The following is an 18,264-nucleotide window of genomic DNA, read 5'->3' as shown; positions in this document are numbered from 1 at the left end:
GTGGAACCAAATGGCCAGACAATACCCTGCAATAGACAATGACCCGCTAGCCAGCCAAGACTCGCAAGAACGGTTCTTCCTTAAGCAGGTTTTCTATCCTCATCGAGATGTCACTATTTTAGGAAAAGGTCCGAAGGACCGAGAAACTACAGCCCTGACCAAGGCAAGGCTGAAGGCCTAACGCAGGTCAGGGTGAGCGCGCCCATCAGTCAGGAAGCCCCAACGGGGCGAGAGAAAGCTAGGTAGCGCACAATAGCCAGACAGACAAACTCAAGTGCCCCACCTAGTCACCCAGCTAGGTGAAATATTTGCCGCAGTGCAAGTGGAATCAAAATGACCAGACAATGCTCAGCAATAGCCAATGACCCGCTAGCCAGCCAAGACTAGCTAGAACGGTTCTTCCTTAAGCAGGTTTTCTATCCTCATCGAGATGTCACTATTTTCGGAAAAGGTCCGAAGGACCGAGAAACTACAGCCCTAACCAAGGCAAGGCTGAAGGCCTAACGCAGGTCAGGGTGAGCGCGCACATAAGCCAGGAAGCCCCAAAGGAGCGAGAGAAGGCTAGGCAGCTAGTGTTATCTAGCCAGCTATCAGATGAAAACCAGTCGCCAAACGACACAACAATAGATGATATATGTCATTACCTAAGTGCATTCTAGACTAGCAAGCTTAACCCTAGCCCCAATCGTCCCACCATTTAACGCGCAAAAAATCGTCCATAAATCTGCGTGCAATTTCACCAGAATGCGCGACTCTATCATCATGAATCCAGTTGCCCTAACCATCGCCGGCTCAGATTGTTCAGCTGGCGCCGGCCTACAAGCCGACCTCAAAGCCATGCAGCACTTCGGTGTGCACGGCCTCTGCGCTGTCACCTGCGTCGTCTCTGAAACTCCACTCACCGTGCGCCGCATCGACCCCGTCTCCACCATCATGGTCCAAGACCAGGTCAACCTGCTGCTAGATAGCTACCCAGTCGCCGCTATCAAAACCGGCATGCTCTACTCCAAGGCCCACATCCTAGCCATCAACGAAATCGTCCGCGAGCGCAACATCCCGCTCGTCGTTGATCCCGTCATGATCGCCTCATCTGGCGCCCAGCTGCTAGAAGATGATGCTATCAAGGCCATGAAACGTGACCTGCTTCACCACGCCACTCTAATCACACCGAACATGCCAGAGGCCGCCGCATTGGCCGATATGCAAGTCGACACCGTAGAACAAATGCAGGCAGCCGCCACCGCCATCAGTGAGAAATTTAATACCGCCTGCCTCATCAAAGCCGGTCACCTGAGCGACTGCAACCTGCGCACTGACTACCTCAAACTCGCACCGCCAGAGACTCAGATCATGCCATTCTCCATGCCTAACATTGATCTTGAAACCGATGGCATTCACGGCACCGGCTGTACCCTATCAGCAGCCATCACCGCCAACCTAGCGCTCGACAAATCACTCCCAGACGCCATCGCCGCCGCCAAACAATACATTCACGAAGCCATCAGCAAAGCGCACCATTGGACACACCAAAACCAAAAAATCACCTCGCTCAACTTCCAATAATCCAGCTAACCAAATCCCCCAGCTGGCTTGAATTTTAGGGCTCTTCAATCAGCTCTCGGCAAACCTCAGTAATGAGATTTACCTGTCTCTAGATTAAATTAATCTGAAGGTGACTTGCTGTACGAAATTTGAGGGCTAGATCAGTCTTTTCATTTCTTATTTTTTAGCCAGGCTTGCTTCTTAATGTACTGCTCTTCATAGGCTTTAAGAAACTGCATTCCTGCTTCTGATTTTTGCATATTCTCATAACACTGATCAAAAGTCTTTCCTGGAGGAAAGTAATAAGCCTCTTCGAATAAGATATTGTTCTTTGCACAAAAATCTTTCCAATACCTATCGTATTGAGCATGCGTCAATAGCGCAGTACGATACTCCACCCTAACACCCTTCTTAATATAGTCATCAATATTACAATCTGTTGTTAGCTTCAATTTCTGAAAAGCTTCAGTCTGACTAGCATTATTCATCTCAAAGAGAATTGTCCTCCAAAATACATTTGGTTTAGAATTTTCATCTTTGTAATGCTCTCCCAATTTGAGCTCTTTGATACCGAGTCGAGGATCTCTCTGCATTGACGCTTTGAAGCCCTGCCGTGGCGGCCTATTCAACCATGCTATTCTAGCTCCTGCATATTTTTGCCCTAGTCGGCTAATCAGGTAAGCGCCAAGTTTTGAGTCCGATTTAAGCTCAACGAGCTCACCACTTTTATTCAGAATCTCAAAGTGGTGAGGGTACTCCAATTTCAGAGTTTTGAATAAATACTCTCCATGCTCTTGGCTAAGATCAAGCTCTTCACATAGACCGTTCACTTGAAATAAACACAGAACTATTAAGGAAAAACACAAGTACTTCATGTCATTATATGCAATTTACCTTTCATCTACATCGTCTGCTAACACCTCTTAGTGTTTTAGCCAACGTCGAACACGCTCTAAATTATCCTCCTCATCATCAAGTACTTTAAGCCACGCATAATAACCTTCGAAATCGTCCTCGTATCTGAATAGCTTCCTGTCTTTATAGCTAATATTGTTATTCTCACAGAAGGAACTCTCAATAAACCTGTACTGCCTCTGGCTTTCCATCTTTGCATCGTATTCATTACGAACGATCAGCTCTAGTTTTTTATCAAACGAATACTGATCATTTTTTTTGATCTCAACTCTAGCTTCATACAGATCTGCCATATTCAATCTGTATAATAGAGTCAGCCAAAACAGCGTTCCAGAAGATTCTCTATCTTTGAATTTCTCGGAAAATTTAATTTCTAGTAAGCCTTCTTCTGAATGATAACATACTGCCGAATCGCCATTTGCATCACTGGCATCTCTATTAAACCAGCACACTTGTAAACCATTATATCTTTGAGATAAACGCCGTATGATAAACTGGCCAGACTCAGAGTTTTCATCCAAGATCACCATATTCCCCTCATCACTTTTACGTTTAAAGTGATGAGGGAAAACTTTTTTGAGCGAGTTGAATAAATACTCACCATGCGCCGTAGCTTCCTCGACTGCTTCACTGGCGGCAGCTTCTAAAGAAGCCACAAGAAATAGCATGCTCGCTAATATGCGTAATGTTTTACTCTGCCCAAACATATATGATAAGACAAGTTAAGCATCGGATAACAGAAAGTTCAATCTTCAATCATCAATCATATCATTTTGTTAGCTCAAATGAGGCTTCGCGTCACCGCAATAATATCACAAGACAGGTTTAGCATTGGCCTAGCAGGAAACGCAAACCCTAACTGCATGATTTTGTTAGCTAAAATCACTGAATTTTAATAGCAAATCAGGATTTAACATTCCAGCTGGCTAGATTTCTGGCTATTGACCTTCAGTGCATAACGAAACTGACCAAATTGGCTGAATTCAAGGCCATTTCAGCCAGTTTCTAGCTGGTATTGCTTCCAACAAAAACACAGCTCTCCAGCAGCAGGCTGATAGAACTGTTTTTCTTGTGATTAGTTTGTTGGGCCAGTAACATCACAAGACAGATTGTACATTGGACTAGCAGGAAATTCAATATTCAATCACATCATTTTGTTAGCTCAAATCGCTGAATTTTAACCCCAAATGCAGATTTAACATTTCAGCTAGCTAGATTTCTGGCCAACTGGGCTTCAATACGTTACTAAATTTTATAAATGGGATCATTGAACGCCATTTCAGTCAGTTTCTAGCTGGCTTTGCTACCAACAAAAACGCAGTTTTCCAGCAACAGGCTGATAGAACTGCTTTTCTTAATGTCGATTTGTTGGGCCAGTCGGATTTATCAAATGAGGCTGAGAAATCCAGCTAGCTGGCTCACTCCAGTTCGTTTGGCAGTGGCGGTTCCTGCTGGAGATCGCGCATGGCGCAGACCTCTTTGGGTGATTGGCTCCAGTGCTTTGACTTCATCTTACGAGCGCCAGATTTACGTTTTTCACCGAACCATTCCTTCGTCTGTTGGAACACCTCATTGAGAAATGATTGACTCCCTATCGCCATGCCATCGCTGAAGTGGCGGACTTTGTGTCGCAGCAGATAGGCCATGTTCACCTGGCCGTTAGCTTCTGCTACTTTCTCAATTTCGTCTTTCCTGATTCCCTTTCTAACTTGCGCTTTCACCCACTGGCCATCGCGGGTCATGATGTCTTTGAATGTCTGCTCAGCATCGGTATAGAGCAGCACGCGGTAGCGCTCGGCGCAGCCATCCGTCCAGTAATGGCGGGCATTTTCTTCATCCCAAGGCTGGTTTTCTGCCGCTGAGTTAGGCATTTCATCTTTCAGCCAGAGCACACGACATAGCCCACGGCGAGCGCGTTTATCTCCAGCTAGTGCAGCGCCGTAACTACACCACCGATAGTCCTCTGGTTTTTCCACCATGCCCGCCCTAACGGGATTAAGATCAATGTAGGTCGACATGATTCTAGCTACGTATCCAGCTTGCACGAGCACGCTGGTATATCGACCGCTCCACAGGTAGCCGTCGCGGTTGTTATGCCTATTGTACCAGCGACTGAACCGCTGCTTCAGGCTCTTCATGAAGTTGCCCAAATCGTGCATCCGGCTGGTATATTGGCGCTTGAAATTATCCGCCGCCACCCGGCTGGGATTCCCCTCAGCATCTTGGCTAGCTGTCTCTAGCAAATTGTTAAATATCTGCTTCACCTCGGCGTAGTAGCTGGCTGAATACAGCGCTTTCACGCGTCGTAAAAACTCATCATCGCTAATTTCCACCTCACCTTCCTTAGGCACTTCAACCAGCAGATGAAAGTGGTTCGACATCACACAATAGCTGAGAATTTTGACGCCATAGAAGGTCTCACAATTACGCATGAGTCCAACAAATAGCTCACGCTCAGTATCACCCAAAATAAATCGCCGATCCACCACACGCGAAATGCAATGGTAAACCGCCGAGCGGTGCTTTCGATAAGGGGAGAGGTATCTAGCTGTAGCCATAATCCATACAGATAACTCAAGTTGGGAATATTGCCAAAAAATCTCTTTCAGTTTGTCTGTCTAATGATCGCTGTTTAATGATCGAAACATATCATAAGACAGGTTTAGCATCGCAATCACATCATTTTGTTAGCTCAAATCGCTGAATTTTGACCCCAAATGCAGATTTAACATTTCAGCTAGCTAGATTTCTGGCCAACTGGGCTTTAATGCGTTACTAAATTAGCTAGCTAAGCTAATTCCAGCCTTTTTCTAGCTGGCTTTGCTACCAACAAAAACACAGCTCTCCAGCAACAGGCTAATAGAACTGCTTTTCTTGTGATGGGTTTGTTGGGCCAATCGGATTTATCAAATGGAGCCTGAAAATCCGGGCCAGCGGGCTCACTCCAGCTCGTTTGGCGGAGGCGGTTCCTGCTGGAGATCGCGCATGGCGCAGACCTCTTTGGGCGATTGGGTCCAGTACTTTGACTTCATCTTACGAGCCCCGGATTTACGTTTTTCACCAAACCATTCCTTCGTCTGTTGGAACACCTCATTGAGAAATGATTGACTCCCTATCGCCATGCCAGCGCTGAAGTGGCGGACTTTGTGTCGCAGCAGATAGGCCATGTTCACCTGGCCGTTAGCTTCTGCCACCTTCTCAATTTCGTCTTTCCTGACTCCCTTTCTAACTTGAGATTTTACCCATTGACCATCGCGAGTCATGATGTCTTTGAATGTCTGCTCAGCATCGGTATATAACAGCACGCGGTAACGTTCAGCGCAGCCATCCGTCCAGTAATGGCGGGCATTTTCTTCATCCCAAGGCTGGTTTTCTGCCGCTGAGTTAGGCATTTCATCTTTCAGCCAGAGCACACGACATAGCCCACGGCGAGCGCGTTTATCTCCAGCTAGAGCGGCTCCATAACTACACCATCGATAGTCCTCTGGTTTCTCCACTATGCCCGCTCTAACGGGATTAAGATCGATGTAGGTCGACATGATTCTAGCTACATAACCGGCTTGCACGAGCACGCTGGTGTACCGGCCGCTCCACAGGTAGCCGTCTCGGTTGTTATGCCTATTGTACCAGCGACTGAACCGCTGCTTCAGGCTCTTCATGAAGTTGCCCAAATCGTGCATCCGGCTGGTATATTGTCGCTTGAAATTATCCGCCGCCACCCGGCTGGGATTCCCCTCAGCATCTTGGCTAGCAGTCTCTAGCAAGTTATAAAATATCTGCTTCACCTCGGCGTAATAGCTGGGCGAATACAGCGCCTTCACGCGTCGTAAAAACTCATCATCGCTAATTTCCTCCTCACCTTCCTTGGGCACTTCGACTAGCAGATGAAAATGATTCGACATCACACAATAGCTGAGAATTTTAACCCCGTAGAAGGTCTCACAATTACGCATGAGCCCAACAAATAGCTCACGCTCCGCATCACCCAAAATAAATCGGCGGTCTACCACACGCGAAATGCAATGATAAACCGCCGAGCGATGTTTTCGATAAGGAGAGAGATATCTAGCTGTAGCCATAATCCATACAGGTAACTCAAGTTCAGCAGATTGCAAAAAAGCTCTTTCAGTTTGTCTGTCTAATGATGGACCTGAAACTCAGCTGACTTTGTCTGTCTAATCAACTGCAGTCTAATCAACTGAGTTTGTCTGTCTAATGATGAACATTGTATAAGCTAGCTGAGCTCAACTGAGTTTGTCTGTCTAATGATGGGACAAAGCCGCAGAACATAGAACACAGTTAAACCAGCCAATCCCCCCCTGAGATCGAGGCTAGGTGCACGGTAACGTCAGCTATCGTGATGAACTTCCTCCACTAGTTCTGCAGGCGCCTTTGTGCGCATTTAGACAACTAGAATCACATTTACCCTGTGCTCGCCCAGCTTCAGCTCTCTATGCCCACAATGCCAAGCTTACCATTCACCGTGCTGGCCCCTCGCCTGCTCACGATGCCAGGACAGCTCGTCACGGCAGTGATTCTGCAGCCGACTATACTTCATCCTTGTGTGATCCACTGCTGGGTAGCAGGCACAAAAAAACCCACTGCTTGAAGTAGCAGCGGGCATTTTTGCAAATGGCGGACCGGGAGGGATTCGAACCCTCGATACCGTCTCCGGTATACTCCCTTAGCAGGGGAGCGCTTTCGACCACTCAGCCACCGGTCCAATCAGTGCGGTCGTCGTCGACGCGCAGAGAAAAACCATATATGGAGGCATTCGTCAAGCTAGTGATGACACTTTCTTGAAAAAAATCACTCTGGCGACCAGCAGCCGTCGGCCTAAGCTAAGTAAAATGACCAGTCAACCAGCTGATTACAAATTATTTAGAAATACAAACTACAGTCTGGATGATTAATCTATGTCTTTGGGAAAATTTTCCCGTCGATGACGGTAAACTATGCGCAACTCTCCAGCCAGATACATATTTTTTCTGCCTAGCGCGCCAATGATCAGCCAGCTAGTGAAAAGAAATCACTAACAAGTACAGAATCCTTTGCCCGCTGGTGCCTAGAGCAGCAAGAAATGCGCGATTTTGGCTAAGCGGCTGTAACAGCTGAAGCAAGAAAAGTGTAATGTTATCAGACATTTCAACGTATAGTAGCCGAGATGAAATTTGACCGCTCTTTTCCATTTATCACGACGATGGCCATCACCGCTGGCGTTCTGGGTTCAGTAAATCTAGCCAATGGCGAAGCTGAGCCACTGAAGGAAGTAGACAAAATTGCACTGATGGAGCAACTGCGCCTCATTCAGGAGCAATCTGACAAATACATCTTGGGGCAATATTCTGCGGCACACCGTCGTCTGCTAGAAGCGGCTAGCTCGGATGCCAAGGCCTACGAACTATTCATCCAGTGTTACGAGCAGGTTCACTTCGTCAAAAAAGACGAGAAGTCGCAGGACTTCCGCGAGTGGCGACGCAAAAATGCGGTGCAACATTCTGCTAGTGGATTTCGCCGCGCGATTCGCCACCAGATCGCTTGGCTATTGCTAACTATTGAAGCAACCCAACAGGAAGGTGAATACTCTGAAATGGCGCCAAAGACACTCAAATACCTTCAGGGCATCATGGACGACTCGCGCCTCATGTACGGCTACCACGACATCATGGAGCGCAATGTGATGAACTCAGTGATCGTCAATGCTCTCATGCTGAAAGAAATGAAACCCGACAATTGGCCAACTTCTCCAGCTAGGATTGATGAGGTGTTTGACCTCGTCATTCTGCCGCAATACCGCGATACAAGCAACTCCACACGTCTGCGCCAGGCATGGGCAAGCCGCATCCGTATGGAAGAGGCAAAACATCAAATTTGGAATACCAAGGCAAAGCCACCAAAAGACGGCAAGCCAACACCATCTAGCTCTATCAAACCTAACTTCCAGAGACCATTTGTTGAAATCAAACCCGAGTTGATGTGGGAAATGGAAGTCGATTGTTTTACTTCGGGCGACGAGATGACCTCTGCGAAAAACATGCTTTCGCTAGTTAAGGCCAACCTCAAACACGAAAAAGCCGACGCCTGGATCAAAGAGTTCCAGTCATTGGTGAATGGGCCAGAAAGCCAAAGTGCCAGCAACGATTCCGATCTCTAACTCACCTACAGCATCAGGTCATTGATAGATCCAGAATCTGGCACAAACAGTCGCTGGTACATACGCGCGCATGCACCGTCGGTGAGGCTTGCTAGATAGTCACAGACTAGCCGTGCGCGCTGGTCAGGCTCGGCAGATTGCTCGATTTCCTCAGCCACTGAGCTCGGCAGCAAGGCATAATCCTGCCCGCAAATGCTATTGCCTTTGACGTAGCGTTCCTCTAGCAAGTTCCAAAGTTTCTCTAGCATGTAGTTTCCTTTATACTCTAGCTGCTTGATAGCTGGACTCATAAAGACTACCTGATAGGCCAACGCTTTGAATACCTTGCTCTCAAGCTGGACGTTCTCGTCCACCTGCAGTCGGAAACGGTATCGATTACTAGACTGGCTCATAAAGTTACTATCTTCCACTAGCTGGCAAGCTTTGATATATTCACCAATTCTGCGGGCAACAAATGACTCCACGCGTCCACGCTGCATCGCCTCTAGCAATGGCTGCAAAATCTGCTGTGAGTGCTCATCCTGCTGGCTCCCCCACTGCTCAATCTTCTCGCGGTTGAGATGGCCAGCGCGCAGGCTATCTACCAAATCGTGCAGCGAGTAGGCAGTATCATCAGCCCAGTCCATGATCTGACACTCTAATGACTTAAAGCTATCCCGCTGCTCACCTGGTGCCAGCTCGAGCGGGAAATCCATCTCCCCCATCGCCCAGTCTAACTGGCCAGCTTGTTTGTCGTAGATGAAATGGTTGTCTGGATTTGCGCCAGTTGATTTTTGCAACTCGCAGCGCAGTGATTTATATTTCAGTACGCCATCGAGAAACCCACGAGATGGATTCATGCCGTCTCTCTTTTCAGCAAACAGCCTGTCATTTAATAGACGTAAAGTCTGCGCATTACCTTCAAAACCACCGTGGTCACGCATGAAATAATTCAGCCCTTTCTCACCAGCGTGGCCAAATGGTGGATGCCCCAAGTCATGAGATAGACAGATGGCTTCCACCAGATCGGCATCAATGAAAAAGTCATCTCTCAGCAGCGGGCTGGATGATTTCAACCAATAGCTGATAGAGCGACCAATTTGCGCCACCTCTAGTGAATGAGTTAGCCGCGTGCGATAGAAATCATACTCGCCGCTCCAAAATACTTGAGTTTTGTTCTGCAGCTTGCGAAATGCTAGCGAGTGCAATACGCGATCACGGTCAATCTGGAACGGTGTGCGATAGTCGTCGCTATTGCCCCAAGACGCTTGCCTTTCGTAATCAAAAGATTGATAGAAATTATTTTTCATATGGCTAACTACTTAGCTTCCTCTACCAGATCGGCAATGTCTTCAGCTGGATAAGTCCAAATTTCGCTGAGTGTCGGGTGGTAATGTGGAATGGTCATCAAATCAGCCGCTTTGGCATGGAAATGCATGGCAACAACAATCTCGTGGATCAACTCGGTAGCTTCGGGGCCAACCACCGAACCACCGAGAATCTCGCCAGTATGTTTATCACCTATCAGCTTAACAAATCCATGTGTCTCGCCCATCGTCATCGACTTGCCGTGATCGTCAAATGGATAGGTCGCCACTACGGTCTCTATCCCCTTGTCTATCGCTTCATTTTCCGTCATGCCCACTTGCGCTACTTGTGGCTCGGTAAACACACCAAATAGCTTCAGTCGGTAATCCATCGTCTTGATTCGCCCGTCCACTTTGCCCAAATAGCGTGCAGCGTTGTAGGCAGCTGCTTCGCCTTGTTCGATGGCGATATGCACCACTTCTAGTGGCCCGCACACATCCCCTGCGGCAAATATGTTTGGCTGTGAAGTCTGCTGGTCAGGCTGGGTTTTCACATAGCCTCTATCAGTCTCAATATTAGCCTGCACCAGATCTAACTTAGCCGTCGCTGGTTCACGCCCCAAAGCATACAAAATCTCCTCAGCAACAATTTCACAGAGCTCACCTTTATGTTCAAAAACTAACTTCTTCAAGCCACCATCTGCGGATTCTGCGCGCACGATCTTCGTCGCCGTGAAAACATCCATCTTCTCACGTTCGTTCAGCGCACCTTCCAAGGCTTTAGCTACATCTCTATCACTGCCTGATAGAAGTTGATCCGAGCGTTGAATGACAAATACATCGCGACCAACACCTTCGAGGTAGTGAGCCATTTCTAGGGCAATCGCGCCACCACCGAGCACAATAATCGACTGCGGCAAAGTATCGGTATCTAAAATATCATCACTCGTCCAATAACCTAACTCAGCCAACCCTTCGATTGGTACTTCCGAGACCTTTGAGCCAGTCGCAATGATACTGGTCTTAGCTTCGATGATACGCTCGCCACCTTCGCGCTGGTTGACGATAATCTGAGTGGGCGATAAATACTGGCCGTAACCGCGAATCAGCTCAAAACGCCCATCAGCTAGCTGACCTTGACGGTAGCCGGCAAAATCGTCTATCAGCTCGCGCTTTCTGTCACGGATCTCCTCTGGATGAACTTCGAATCCATGTGCCCGCAGACCAAATTCGCCAGCTCGGCGAATCGACAATGCTCTGTTAGCTGACTGAATTAATGTCTTGCTAGGCATACACCCGCGCAGAATACATAGCCCGCCCAACTCATCAGCGCCATCCACCACAGCTACCGATAGACCTAACTCGTGGGCCGTTCTCGCTGCGGCATAACCAGCACTTCCTCCACCCAAAACAACAAAATCAAACTCAGACATACGCTATCTATAAACATGGTCTGAGCAATCAGCAATCACATTTCTAAACGCATTGAACAGCTACAAAAAATAACCAGATCCAGCTATGCTAGCTAGATCTGGTTATGAAAATTAGAATTCCCCAACCGACCTATCAGCCAGTTGGATGCACGAGGCTAACTACCAACCTCTGCAGCGTTGATCGCATTGATCATCTCTCTGAGACGTCCAAAATCGCGATGTCCGTGTCTGAATACCAGCCTTGGCAGTTCAGCTAGACGTGGTTCGTTAGCTTCTTCAGGCAAAGCTTCGCTCAATTTGATTTTGCCACTTTTGATCACATCTTTGAAATCCTTCTGCAGCTTGTTGATCGCTGCCTTAGTTAGCGGCTTGAGAAGACGAATCACCAAATGGTCACCAACGTAGCGGTATGAATGGAAGTTACGATAGAAGTTAGTGATTTCCTCAACAGCTTCATCGACATTGTCCGTTACCTTGAACAAAGAAAAGTCGCTATCAGAAATGAGATTCAAGCGATGCAAATGCTCCTGCACAAACTGTAACCAGAACTTCCAATAGGTGCCTCCTGGTGCATCTACCAACACTAGTGGATAGATCCGCACTTTCCCCGTCTGCATCAGCGTGAGCGTCTCAAAGATCTCATCCATAGTACCAAATCCACCAGGGAAAGCAGCTACCGCGTCGCTCTCTTTGACAAAAGATAACTTACGCGTGAAGAAATAATTGAAGTCTATCAATTTCTCGTCACCTGCAATATAGGAATTGGCAGTCGCCTCAAATGGCAGGCTGATATTCAGACCAAAAGAATCTTCTCGTCCAGCACCTTCATTGCCCGCCGCCATGATGCCGGGGCCAGCTCCAGTGATGGTCATAAAGTTAGCATCGCGCATCTTGCGTGAAAAATCTACTGCAGCCTGATACTCTGGCTCGTGTGGCTGCGTTCTAGCAGAACCAAAAACTCCAACCTTGCGGGTACTACGGAATGGATAGAAAACCTCATTGGCGTAGCGCATCTCTTTGAGAGCGCGGTTCATGGTTTTGAAATCTCCCTCTGTCACTGCGCCACGCGCCGTACGAACCGAAGAGATCATCATTTCCTGCAACAGGCAAAGATCAGACACACCAGAGATTCCAGCAGCCATCTCTTTGATTTCTTCGTCCAGCTGCATTTCTCCCGTGGATCCAACAAAGGAACATGAAATCGATGATATCATGCCACCGGCGAAGTCTCTTTCGTTAGGTACTTTACTTGGTTTTACGTGTGGGCTCATAATTTTTCTTTGTCTAATGATGGCAATCACAAACAAGCCATCACTCATTAATCTGGCTGATGGCTCAGCTGAAATCAAACGGCAATGATTAAACCACAGTTTGATTATTCTCCAGCCAGCTCGCTAGAGATCGCCTGAAGCTTGCGCAATTTTGCTATTGCTTGGCCTGAATCTATCAACTCACCGGCGAGTTTAATGCCATCGCCAAGGTTATCTGCTAGACCAGCACAAGCTAATCCAGCTCCCGCATTAAGCAATACGATGTCACGCTTTGGTCCGGTATCTTTACCAGCTAACACATCCTCTAAAATCTGTGCATTTTCCTCAGGGGTGCCGCCTTTGAGTTCATCCACAGCAGCCAAGTTGAAACCAAAATCCTGTGGTTTCACCTCCTCATCGAGGATCTCTTCGTATACTCCAGACTTGCAAATGATGGTCTTGCCCATAGTGCTCATTTCATCCACTGCGCGTCCATCTTCTGTGGATCCACAAACGACCCATGCACTTTCGCGCCCCAGCCGTTGGAGGATTTCTGCAAAAATAGGTGCGTACTCAGATGCTGCCACGCCTACAAGTTGACAGCTCGGCCGAGCTGGATTGAGCAATGGCCCTATCAGGTTAAATATCGTGCGTACACCTTTCTCAGCTAACAACTTGCGAACACCCACCACCGCCTTGAAGGCTGGATGGCATGCTGGCGCAAATAAAAATCCTACACCAGCTTCCTGGACACAGCGGCGAAATACTTCAGGGCTGGAACCTAGCTGAATGCCCAAAGTTTCCAACACATCAGCCGTGCCGCTCTTTGAGGTCACGCCGCGGTTGCCATGTTTCAATACCACCGCACCGCCTGCAGCAATTACAAACATGCTAGTGGTAGAAACATTGAATAAATCTAACTTATCACCACCAGTTCCAACAATATCAATTGTCGGGCCATCAAGTTGCAATTCGTTCACCTTCGGGTCAACGGCACGCTCTAGGAATGCCTGCACAAAATAGGTAATTTCGCTAGATGTCTCACCCTTTTCGGAAAGAGCTTGCAGAAAGTGCGCTTTCTTTTCATCAGAAATAGAATCATCTAGCAGCATCTCTGCAGCTACATAAACTTCTCGTTCACTCAGATCTTGCTTGGCCTCTAGGTGCTGGATAATGGCGTCCATAACGAAGAACATCATGCCCCTATAGTGGGATAAATGCCAGTTTTAATCATCTATTGAGGCAGAAAATTGACGCCAAAATCAGCTATAGGTACTCGCGCTCGTAGTCGGCAATCGCTTGCACAAAGTGCTGCAAGTACCGCTCAGCTTTAAATCCGCCAACACCACGCACCTGCTCCCCCTGAGCAATCGTCTTAGGTCGCAACCTTGTGAACTGTTCTAAGGTTTTATTACTGAACACCTCATAGGCTTTCACTCCTTGGCTCTTAGCCAGCGCGTTGCGCAGCATCTTGAGTTTATCAAATAGAACGGGATCAAAACCTAACTCCTCCAGCTGAACACCAGCGCTCGAGCTAGAATTTTTCTCAGCGAGACCTTTTTCATCTGGCCAGCACAGCTGGAAATCCGCCTCACCACGCATCACTTTATCGCCTAAGGGCGTCAGCGCGATCAATGGGTATTCACCTTTCTGCGTATAAATCAGCCCGCCATCATGCAGGCTTCGAAATAGGCCATTAACGTAAGCAGTGCCTAATGATTGCAAAATTCCATAAGTCGTTAGTGTATCTAACTTCAGTCGCAAAATATCCTGAGATCTACTTCCCATTAGCATCTGCACAATACGACCACGACCAAATCTACCTTCCCAGCCCTCATTAGTACGGCGGCTCATTCGCGCTACACCGCTGAGTGCTTTCCTAACGATAGTAACTTCTTCACCTACCGGAGCTCGCAGATCGCCAGACGATTCACCGCGACATTGATCACAGTCGCCGCAGCGTTCGCCACTTGGATCACCAAAATAATCGAGAATCCATTGCTGGCGGCAGTTGTGAGAATAACAAAGCCTAACCATCGCATCGAGTTTCTCACGATCGCGGCGAGATTTCTCCTCGAGAGCATTTTTATCAATCGCCAGCTGGCTGGTGAGCACTTGCGGTTGCAGCAAGCGCGTTCCTTTGGCGCGCTGGCCAGGCACATCGTAGCGTTCTACATAGCGGTGGCGAATGAGCACACCGAGAGCTGAACCCACGGCGATACCATTTTTCACCCCCGCCCCTTCTTTGATTTGATCTAATGTTTCCACTAGCTGGTAGTCTTTATCAGCGTGGTTTAACATGTACTGATAGACGTCACAGATGGTTTTGTAGCTGGGATTAACTCCTTCGATGAAAAACTCCTGCGTGCGCGTATCGGCATAGTTAAATAACAACTCACAGTAGGATGCCTCACCGTCTCGGCCTGCACGCCCAGCTTCCTGATAGTAGGCCTCCACACTACCGGGGATTTCAAAGTGAACGACAAAGCGCACGTCCGATCTATCAATGCCCATGCCAAAGGCGTTAGTCGCTACGGCGACATCTGCCTTTTTGTTAATAAATACATTCTGGGTGGTCTCACGTTCTTGGTCGCTCATACCGCCGTGGTAGGCAATGCATGACATCCCCCAGTCAGTTAGCATTTCTGAAACTTCTTCAACTCGCTTGCGAGTGGCACAATAAACGATGCCCGTTTTGTGCTCTTTGATCACCTTGCGCAGCCGGGTAAACTTCTGCGACACCTTATCTACCGAGTTGATATTCAGGGACAAGTTAGGTCGAGAAAACCCACTGATCATTTCAAATGGATCGCGCAATGCTAACACCTTAAGAATATCATCGCGCACTACTTTGGTAGCCGTCGCTGTTAGCGCGATACACTGTGGTCGACCCAGCGATTCCAAAACATTACCCAGCCGCATGTAGTCGGGGCGAAAATCGTGCCCCCACTGGCTGAGACAGTGAGCCTCATCAACAGCTAACAATGAAATATTCACCCGCTCAAGTGCGGACATAAATGACTCAGCGCGGAAACGCTCTGGAGCGACATAAACGAGCTTGTAGTCGCCAGCGCTCATCTTATTGAGCCTCTCTTTTTGCTCGGCCCAGCTGAGCGTGGAGTTGATCATGGTGGCTGGAATTCCTCGCGCCACCAGTGCGTCAACCTGATCTTTCATCAGCGCAATCAATGGCGACACCACTAGGGCTACACCATCCAGACAAAGTGCAGGCAGTTGGTAGCACAATGATTTACCGCCACCAGTCGGCATCACCACAAGTCCATCTTTGCGTTGCAAAATCTGCTTAACCACCTCGTCCTGAGTGCCCACAAATCCCTCGAAGCCAAAATAATGCTTCAAAACCTGCAAAGGCTCGCGGTGCTCAGTACTGCTCATGGGCTTATCAAATAAGTCAATGCCCACACTTGCAAGCCCGAAGCCACGAATGGCTGATTTAGCCAAATTCTGAATGGTAGACATAATCGAGCGATTAGGCTGAACGTCTTCGCCATTTTTTCACTAACACGCTAAGCATCAATAAAACCACCACACCAGCTGAAGTAGCTAACAAGAGGTTGCGTTTTTCAACGATGGGTGCACGCAATGACATCTGCATCGGCTTGTTTTGGTATTGGCCAAGCGTAAAAACCCACTGCAAATGTCGCCCGTCAGCTGAGAGATGGTGCGCGTCACTCTCACTAACAGCCATAGGCAACTGCATGCTAAATTTCAGCTGGGCGCCAGATAGCAGCCACGCCTGGGCTCCAGCAGTTTGCTCGAGCCATGGCCACAGGTCTACCTCTCGATGATAAATTAAATCTAAGCCCTCACGTTCAACTTGAATCTCCCCTACTAATGAGCGCACCAGAAACTCGCTCTCGCTCAGCTCGCTAGACGAGCTTTGCGCCTCCCCTGCAGCATTCCAGCCATTGAGCTTCTGTAAATCATCACACACCAGCTTGAACTTGATAGAACGCATTCCGTCCACGACTTCGCTGGAGAATCCAGCTAGCTGGACGATTTCACTGTCACCGCCAGATGCCGCTAGCGCAGATTCAATTTCAGCCACTTGTTCAGCAGCTAACACCTGAGCTGGCACTTCGTAATGGCAGACGATTTCACCACTACCGTTAGCTGAGATGACGATGGACTCGTCAGCTTCGATACATGACAGAGCCAATGCACATAGAGCCAAAGTAGCCACCATCACAAAACGCGTAAACATGAAGGTAAAAAAACATAATGAGCAGCAAGTTCAACATCAATCACCTTGCCGCGGACACTCAGCTATGGCAATTCAATGTCATGACACTACATGATAAGATTTATGAATGGATCTATAATTCTAAATCCATCTCAGCAAATGGCGTAGCCGAAGCGGCCAAACAAAGTGAGCTATTCATTGTCGACGCTGTCGTCTTTGCAGGCGTTATTCTTGTTGCCCTGCTAGCCTATCTGATCACCCAGCGCGTCGTCATTCGCGTGACTACAAAGATAGTACACCATACCAAAAATACTTGGGACGATGAGATGCTGAATAGCAAATTGATGCTGTGGCTGTCTATGTTAGTGCCTACCCTCATCGTCTGGCACCTCGCACCATTCGCTCTCAGAGACGACAACATAGGAGTCGAGTTTGGTAAAATCATCCAGAACTTAGCCCTGCTAGTAATTATAGCCCTTGGCTTGCTCAGTTCTAACTCAATACTCAACATTATTGAGCGTATCTATCAAAGGTATAAGATATCCCGCGAACTACCTATCAAGGGATTCATCCAGGTGATCAAGATCTTGCTCTTCATCAGCGGTATTATCTTCATGGTCTCCGTTAGTCTGAACGAATCACCCGTCATCATCTTCAGTGGTCTGGGGGCCATGACCGCAGTCTTGATGTTGATTTTCAAAGACTCCATCCTCGGGCTCGTCGCTGGTGTCCAGCTAGCAGGCAACCGCATGGTCGCTAAAGGTGACTGGATAGAAATGCCCAAATACGGCGCTGATGGTGATGTGCTAGAGGTAGCCCTAACGACTGTAAAAGTGCGCAACTTTGACAAAACGATCACCACCGTGCCTACCTACGCACTCATCTCTGATAGTTTTAAAAACTGGCGAGGCATGAGCCAGAGCGGCGTGCGTCGCATCAAGCGCTCTATCAACCTCGACATGAATAGCGTGCATTTCCTCAATGCGGAGCAAACCGCTGAGATGAAAAAAATCACCCTGCTCAAAGAATACATCGAAGCAAAAGAAGCTGACATCGCCAAATGGAACGAGGATAAAGCAACGGCTGACAATACGCTCAATGCTCGTGCCCTTACTAATATTGGCACCTTCCGCGCCTACATTCAGGCCTACGTTAGAAATCATCCCAAAATCAGCAACGACGAAACGATTCTCATCCGCCAGCTACAACCCAGCGACAAAGGTCTGCCCATTGAAATCTACATTTTCACTAACGACAACCGCTGGGTAGAATACGAGGGTATCCAGAGTGATATCTTCGACCACCTCATCTCCTCCGCCCACCTCTTCAAGTTGAGGATTTTCCAAAGCCCTAGTGATTACTCGATGATGGCTTTTGCTAACCGTGAAATCGAGTAAGTGAACAACTAACAGGCTGGCGAATATGACGCGAAAAAATCAGCCAAACAAAACCAGCTAAGTTAAATAATAATCGAAAGAGT

The 18,264-nt window shown here is 47.9% G+C and carries 14 protein-coding genes and 1 tRNA gene; 4 read left to right on the top strand and 11 right to left on the bottom strand.

Features of this window, described 5'->3' with window-relative positions; all coding sequences use genetic code 11:
• The coding region (locus JIN82_RS17270) for a hypothetical protein (protein ID WP_234041978.1) at positions 1-181 on the top strand (181 nt) is incomplete at its 5' end.
• A 563-nt stretch (positions 182-744) separates the two neighbouring features.
• Positions 745-1,563: a bifunctional hydroxymethylpyrimidine kinase/phosphomethylpyrimidine kinase gene (gene thiD / locus JIN82_RS12195; RefSeq protein ID WP_234041977.1), complete on the top strand. Its 819-nt coding sequence runs from the start codon at positions 745-747 to the stop codon at positions 1,561-1,563.
• A gap of 149 nt (positions 1,564-1,712) precedes the next feature.
• Here the strand turns inward: thiD and JIN82_RS12190 are convergent, their stop codons facing one another.
• The 5 genes from JIN82_RS12190 to JIN82_RS12170 all read right to left on the bottom strand — a co-directional run bounded on the left by JIN82_RS12190 (position 1,713) and on the right by JIN82_RS12170 (position 7,180).
• Positions 1,713-2,417, bottom strand: a complete 705-nt coding sequence (locus JIN82_RS12190) for a hypothetical protein (protein WP_200311921.1) — start codon at positions 2,415-2,417, stop codon at positions 1,713-1,715.
• A gap of 48 nt (positions 2,418-2,465) precedes the next feature.
• Positions 2,466-3,113, bottom strand: coding sequence for a hypothetical protein (locus JIN82_RS12185; protein ID WP_234041976.1), 648 nt, complete (start codon positions 3,111-3,113; stop codon positions 2,466-2,468).
• A gap of 762 nt (positions 3,114-3,875) precedes the next feature.
• Positions 3,876-5,015, bottom strand: coding sequence for a transposase (locus JIN82_RS12180; protein WP_200311919.1), 1,140 nt, complete (start codon positions 5,013-5,015; stop codon positions 3,876-3,878).
• 381 nt (positions 5,016-5,396) lie between these two features.
• Entirely contained in the window at positions 5,397-6,536 is a 1,140-nt protein-coding gene (locus JIN82_RS12175; RefSeq protein WP_200311918.1) for a transposase, read from the bottom strand.
• A 554-nt stretch (positions 6,537-7,090) separates the two neighbouring features.
• A tRNA-Ser gene (locus tag JIN82_RS12170) sits at positions 7,091-7,180 on the bottom strand.
• 441 nt (positions 7,181-7,621) lie between these two features.
• Here JIN82_RS12170 and JIN82_RS12165 point away from each other — a divergent pair.
• Positions 7,622-8,611: a hypothetical protein gene (locus tag JIN82_RS12165; protein ID WP_200311917.1), complete on the top strand. Its 990-nt coding sequence runs from the start codon at positions 7,622-7,624 to the stop codon at positions 8,609-8,611.
• Positions 8,612-8,616: 5 nt separating this feature from the next.
• Here JIN82_RS12165 and dgt read toward each other — a convergent pair whose 3' ends face one another.
• The 6 genes from dgt to JIN82_RS12135 form a co-directional block, all read right to left on the bottom strand.
• Positions 8,617-9,900, bottom strand: a complete 1,284-nt coding sequence (dgt, locus tag JIN82_RS12160) for a dGTP triphosphohydrolase (protein WP_200311916.1) — start codon at positions 9,898-9,900, stop codon at positions 8,617-8,619.
• A gap of 8 nt (positions 9,901-9,908) precedes the next feature.
• Complete coding sequence (locus tag JIN82_RS12155; protein ID WP_200311915.1) at positions 9,909-11,330, bottom strand: dihydrolipoyl dehydrogenase family protein; 1,422 nt, start codon at positions 11,328-11,330, stop codon at positions 9,909-9,911.
• Positions 11,331-11,485: 155 nt separating this feature from the next.
• On the bottom strand, positions 11,486-12,601 hold the full coding sequence (locus tag JIN82_RS12150; RefSeq protein ID WP_200311914.1) for an LOG family protein: 1,116 nt from the start codon (positions 12,599-12,601) through the stop codon (positions 11,486-11,488).
• Positions 12,602-12,705: 104 nt separating this feature from the next.
• Positions 12,706-13,779, bottom strand: a complete 1,074-nt coding sequence (gene trpD, locus JIN82_RS12145) for an anthranilate phosphoribosyltransferase (protein WP_234041975.1) — start codon at positions 13,777-13,779, stop codon at positions 12,706-12,708.
• Between the two features lie 67 nt (positions 13,780-13,846).
• A complete protein-coding gene (locus JIN82_RS12140) occupies positions 13,847-15,976 on the bottom strand; it encodes a RecQ family ATP-dependent DNA helicase (RefSeq protein ID WP_200311949.1) in 2,130 nt (709 codons plus the stop codon).
• Positions 15,977-16,070: 94 nt separating this feature from the next.
• Positions 16,071-16,805: a hypothetical protein gene (locus JIN82_RS12135; RefSeq protein ID WP_200311913.1), complete on the bottom strand. Its 735-nt coding sequence runs from the start codon at positions 16,803-16,805 to the stop codon at positions 16,071-16,073.
• A gap of 80 nt (positions 16,806-16,885) precedes the next feature.
• On the opposite strand from JIN82_RS12135, the gene JIN82_RS12130 reads away from it, so the two are divergent.
• The gene (locus JIN82_RS12130; RefSeq protein WP_200311912.1) at positions 16,886-18,181 is read left to right on the top strand and encodes a mechanosensitive ion channel family protein; all 1,296 of its coding nucleotides are present in this window, start codon (positions 16,886-16,888) and stop codon (positions 18,179-18,181) included.
• Positions 18,182-18,264: the final 83 nt, after the last annotated feature.

The sequence above is a fragment of the Persicirhabdus sediminis genome, assembly GCF_016595495.1.
Taxonomy (GTDB): Bacteria; Verrucomicrobiota; Verrucomicrobiia; order Verrucomicrobiales; family Akkermansiaceae; genus Persicirhabdus; species Persicirhabdus sediminis.
Note: the sequence above shows the minus strand (reverse complement) of the source record. Positions and strands in the feature narration are given on the sequence as shown.

Coding starts and splice junctions, on each gene's coding strand:
- thiD (WP_234041977.1), top strand. CDS start 745: ATGCGCGACTCTATCATCATGAATCCAGTTGCCCTAACCATCGCCGGC.
- JIN82_RS12190 (WP_200311921.1), bottom strand. CDS start 2,417: ATGAAGTACTTGTGTTTTTCCTTAATAGTTCTGTGTTTATTTCAAGTG.
- JIN82_RS12180 (WP_200311919.1), bottom strand. CDS start 5,015: ATGGCTACAGCTAGATACCTCTCCCCTTATCGAAAGCACCGCTCGGCG.
- JIN82_RS12175 (WP_200311918.1), bottom strand. CDS start 6,536: ATGGCTACAGCTAGATATCTCTCTCCTTATCGAAAACATCGCTCGGCG.
- JIN82_RS12165 (WP_200311917.1), top strand. CDS start 7,622: ATGAAATTTGACCGCTCTTTTCCATTTATCACGACGATGGCCATCACC.
- dgt (WP_200311916.1), bottom strand. CDS start 9,900: ATGAAAAATAATTTCTATCAATCTTTTGATTACGAAAGGCAAGCGTCT.
- JIN82_RS12155 (WP_200311915.1), bottom strand. CDS start 11,330: ATGTCTGAGTTTGATTTTGTTGTTTTGGGTGGAGGAAGTGCTGGTTAT.
- JIN82_RS12150 (WP_200311914.1), bottom strand. CDS start 12,601: ATGAGCCCACACGTAAAACCAAGTAAAGTACCTAACGAAAGAGACTTC.
- trpD (WP_234041975.1), bottom strand. CDS start 13,779: ATGATGTTCTTCGTTATGGACGCCATTATCCAGCACCTAGAGGCCAAG.
- JIN82_RS12140 (WP_200311949.1), bottom strand. CDS start 15,976: ATGAGCAGTACTGAGCACCGCGAGCCTTTGCAGGTTTTGAAGCATTAT.
- JIN82_RS12135 (WP_200311913.1), bottom strand. CDS start 16,805: ATGTTTACGCGTTTTGTGATGGTGGCTACTTTGGCTCTATGTGCATTG.
- JIN82_RS12130 (WP_200311912.1), top strand. CDS start 16,886: ATGACACTACATGATAAGATTTATGAATGGATCTATAATTCTAAATCC.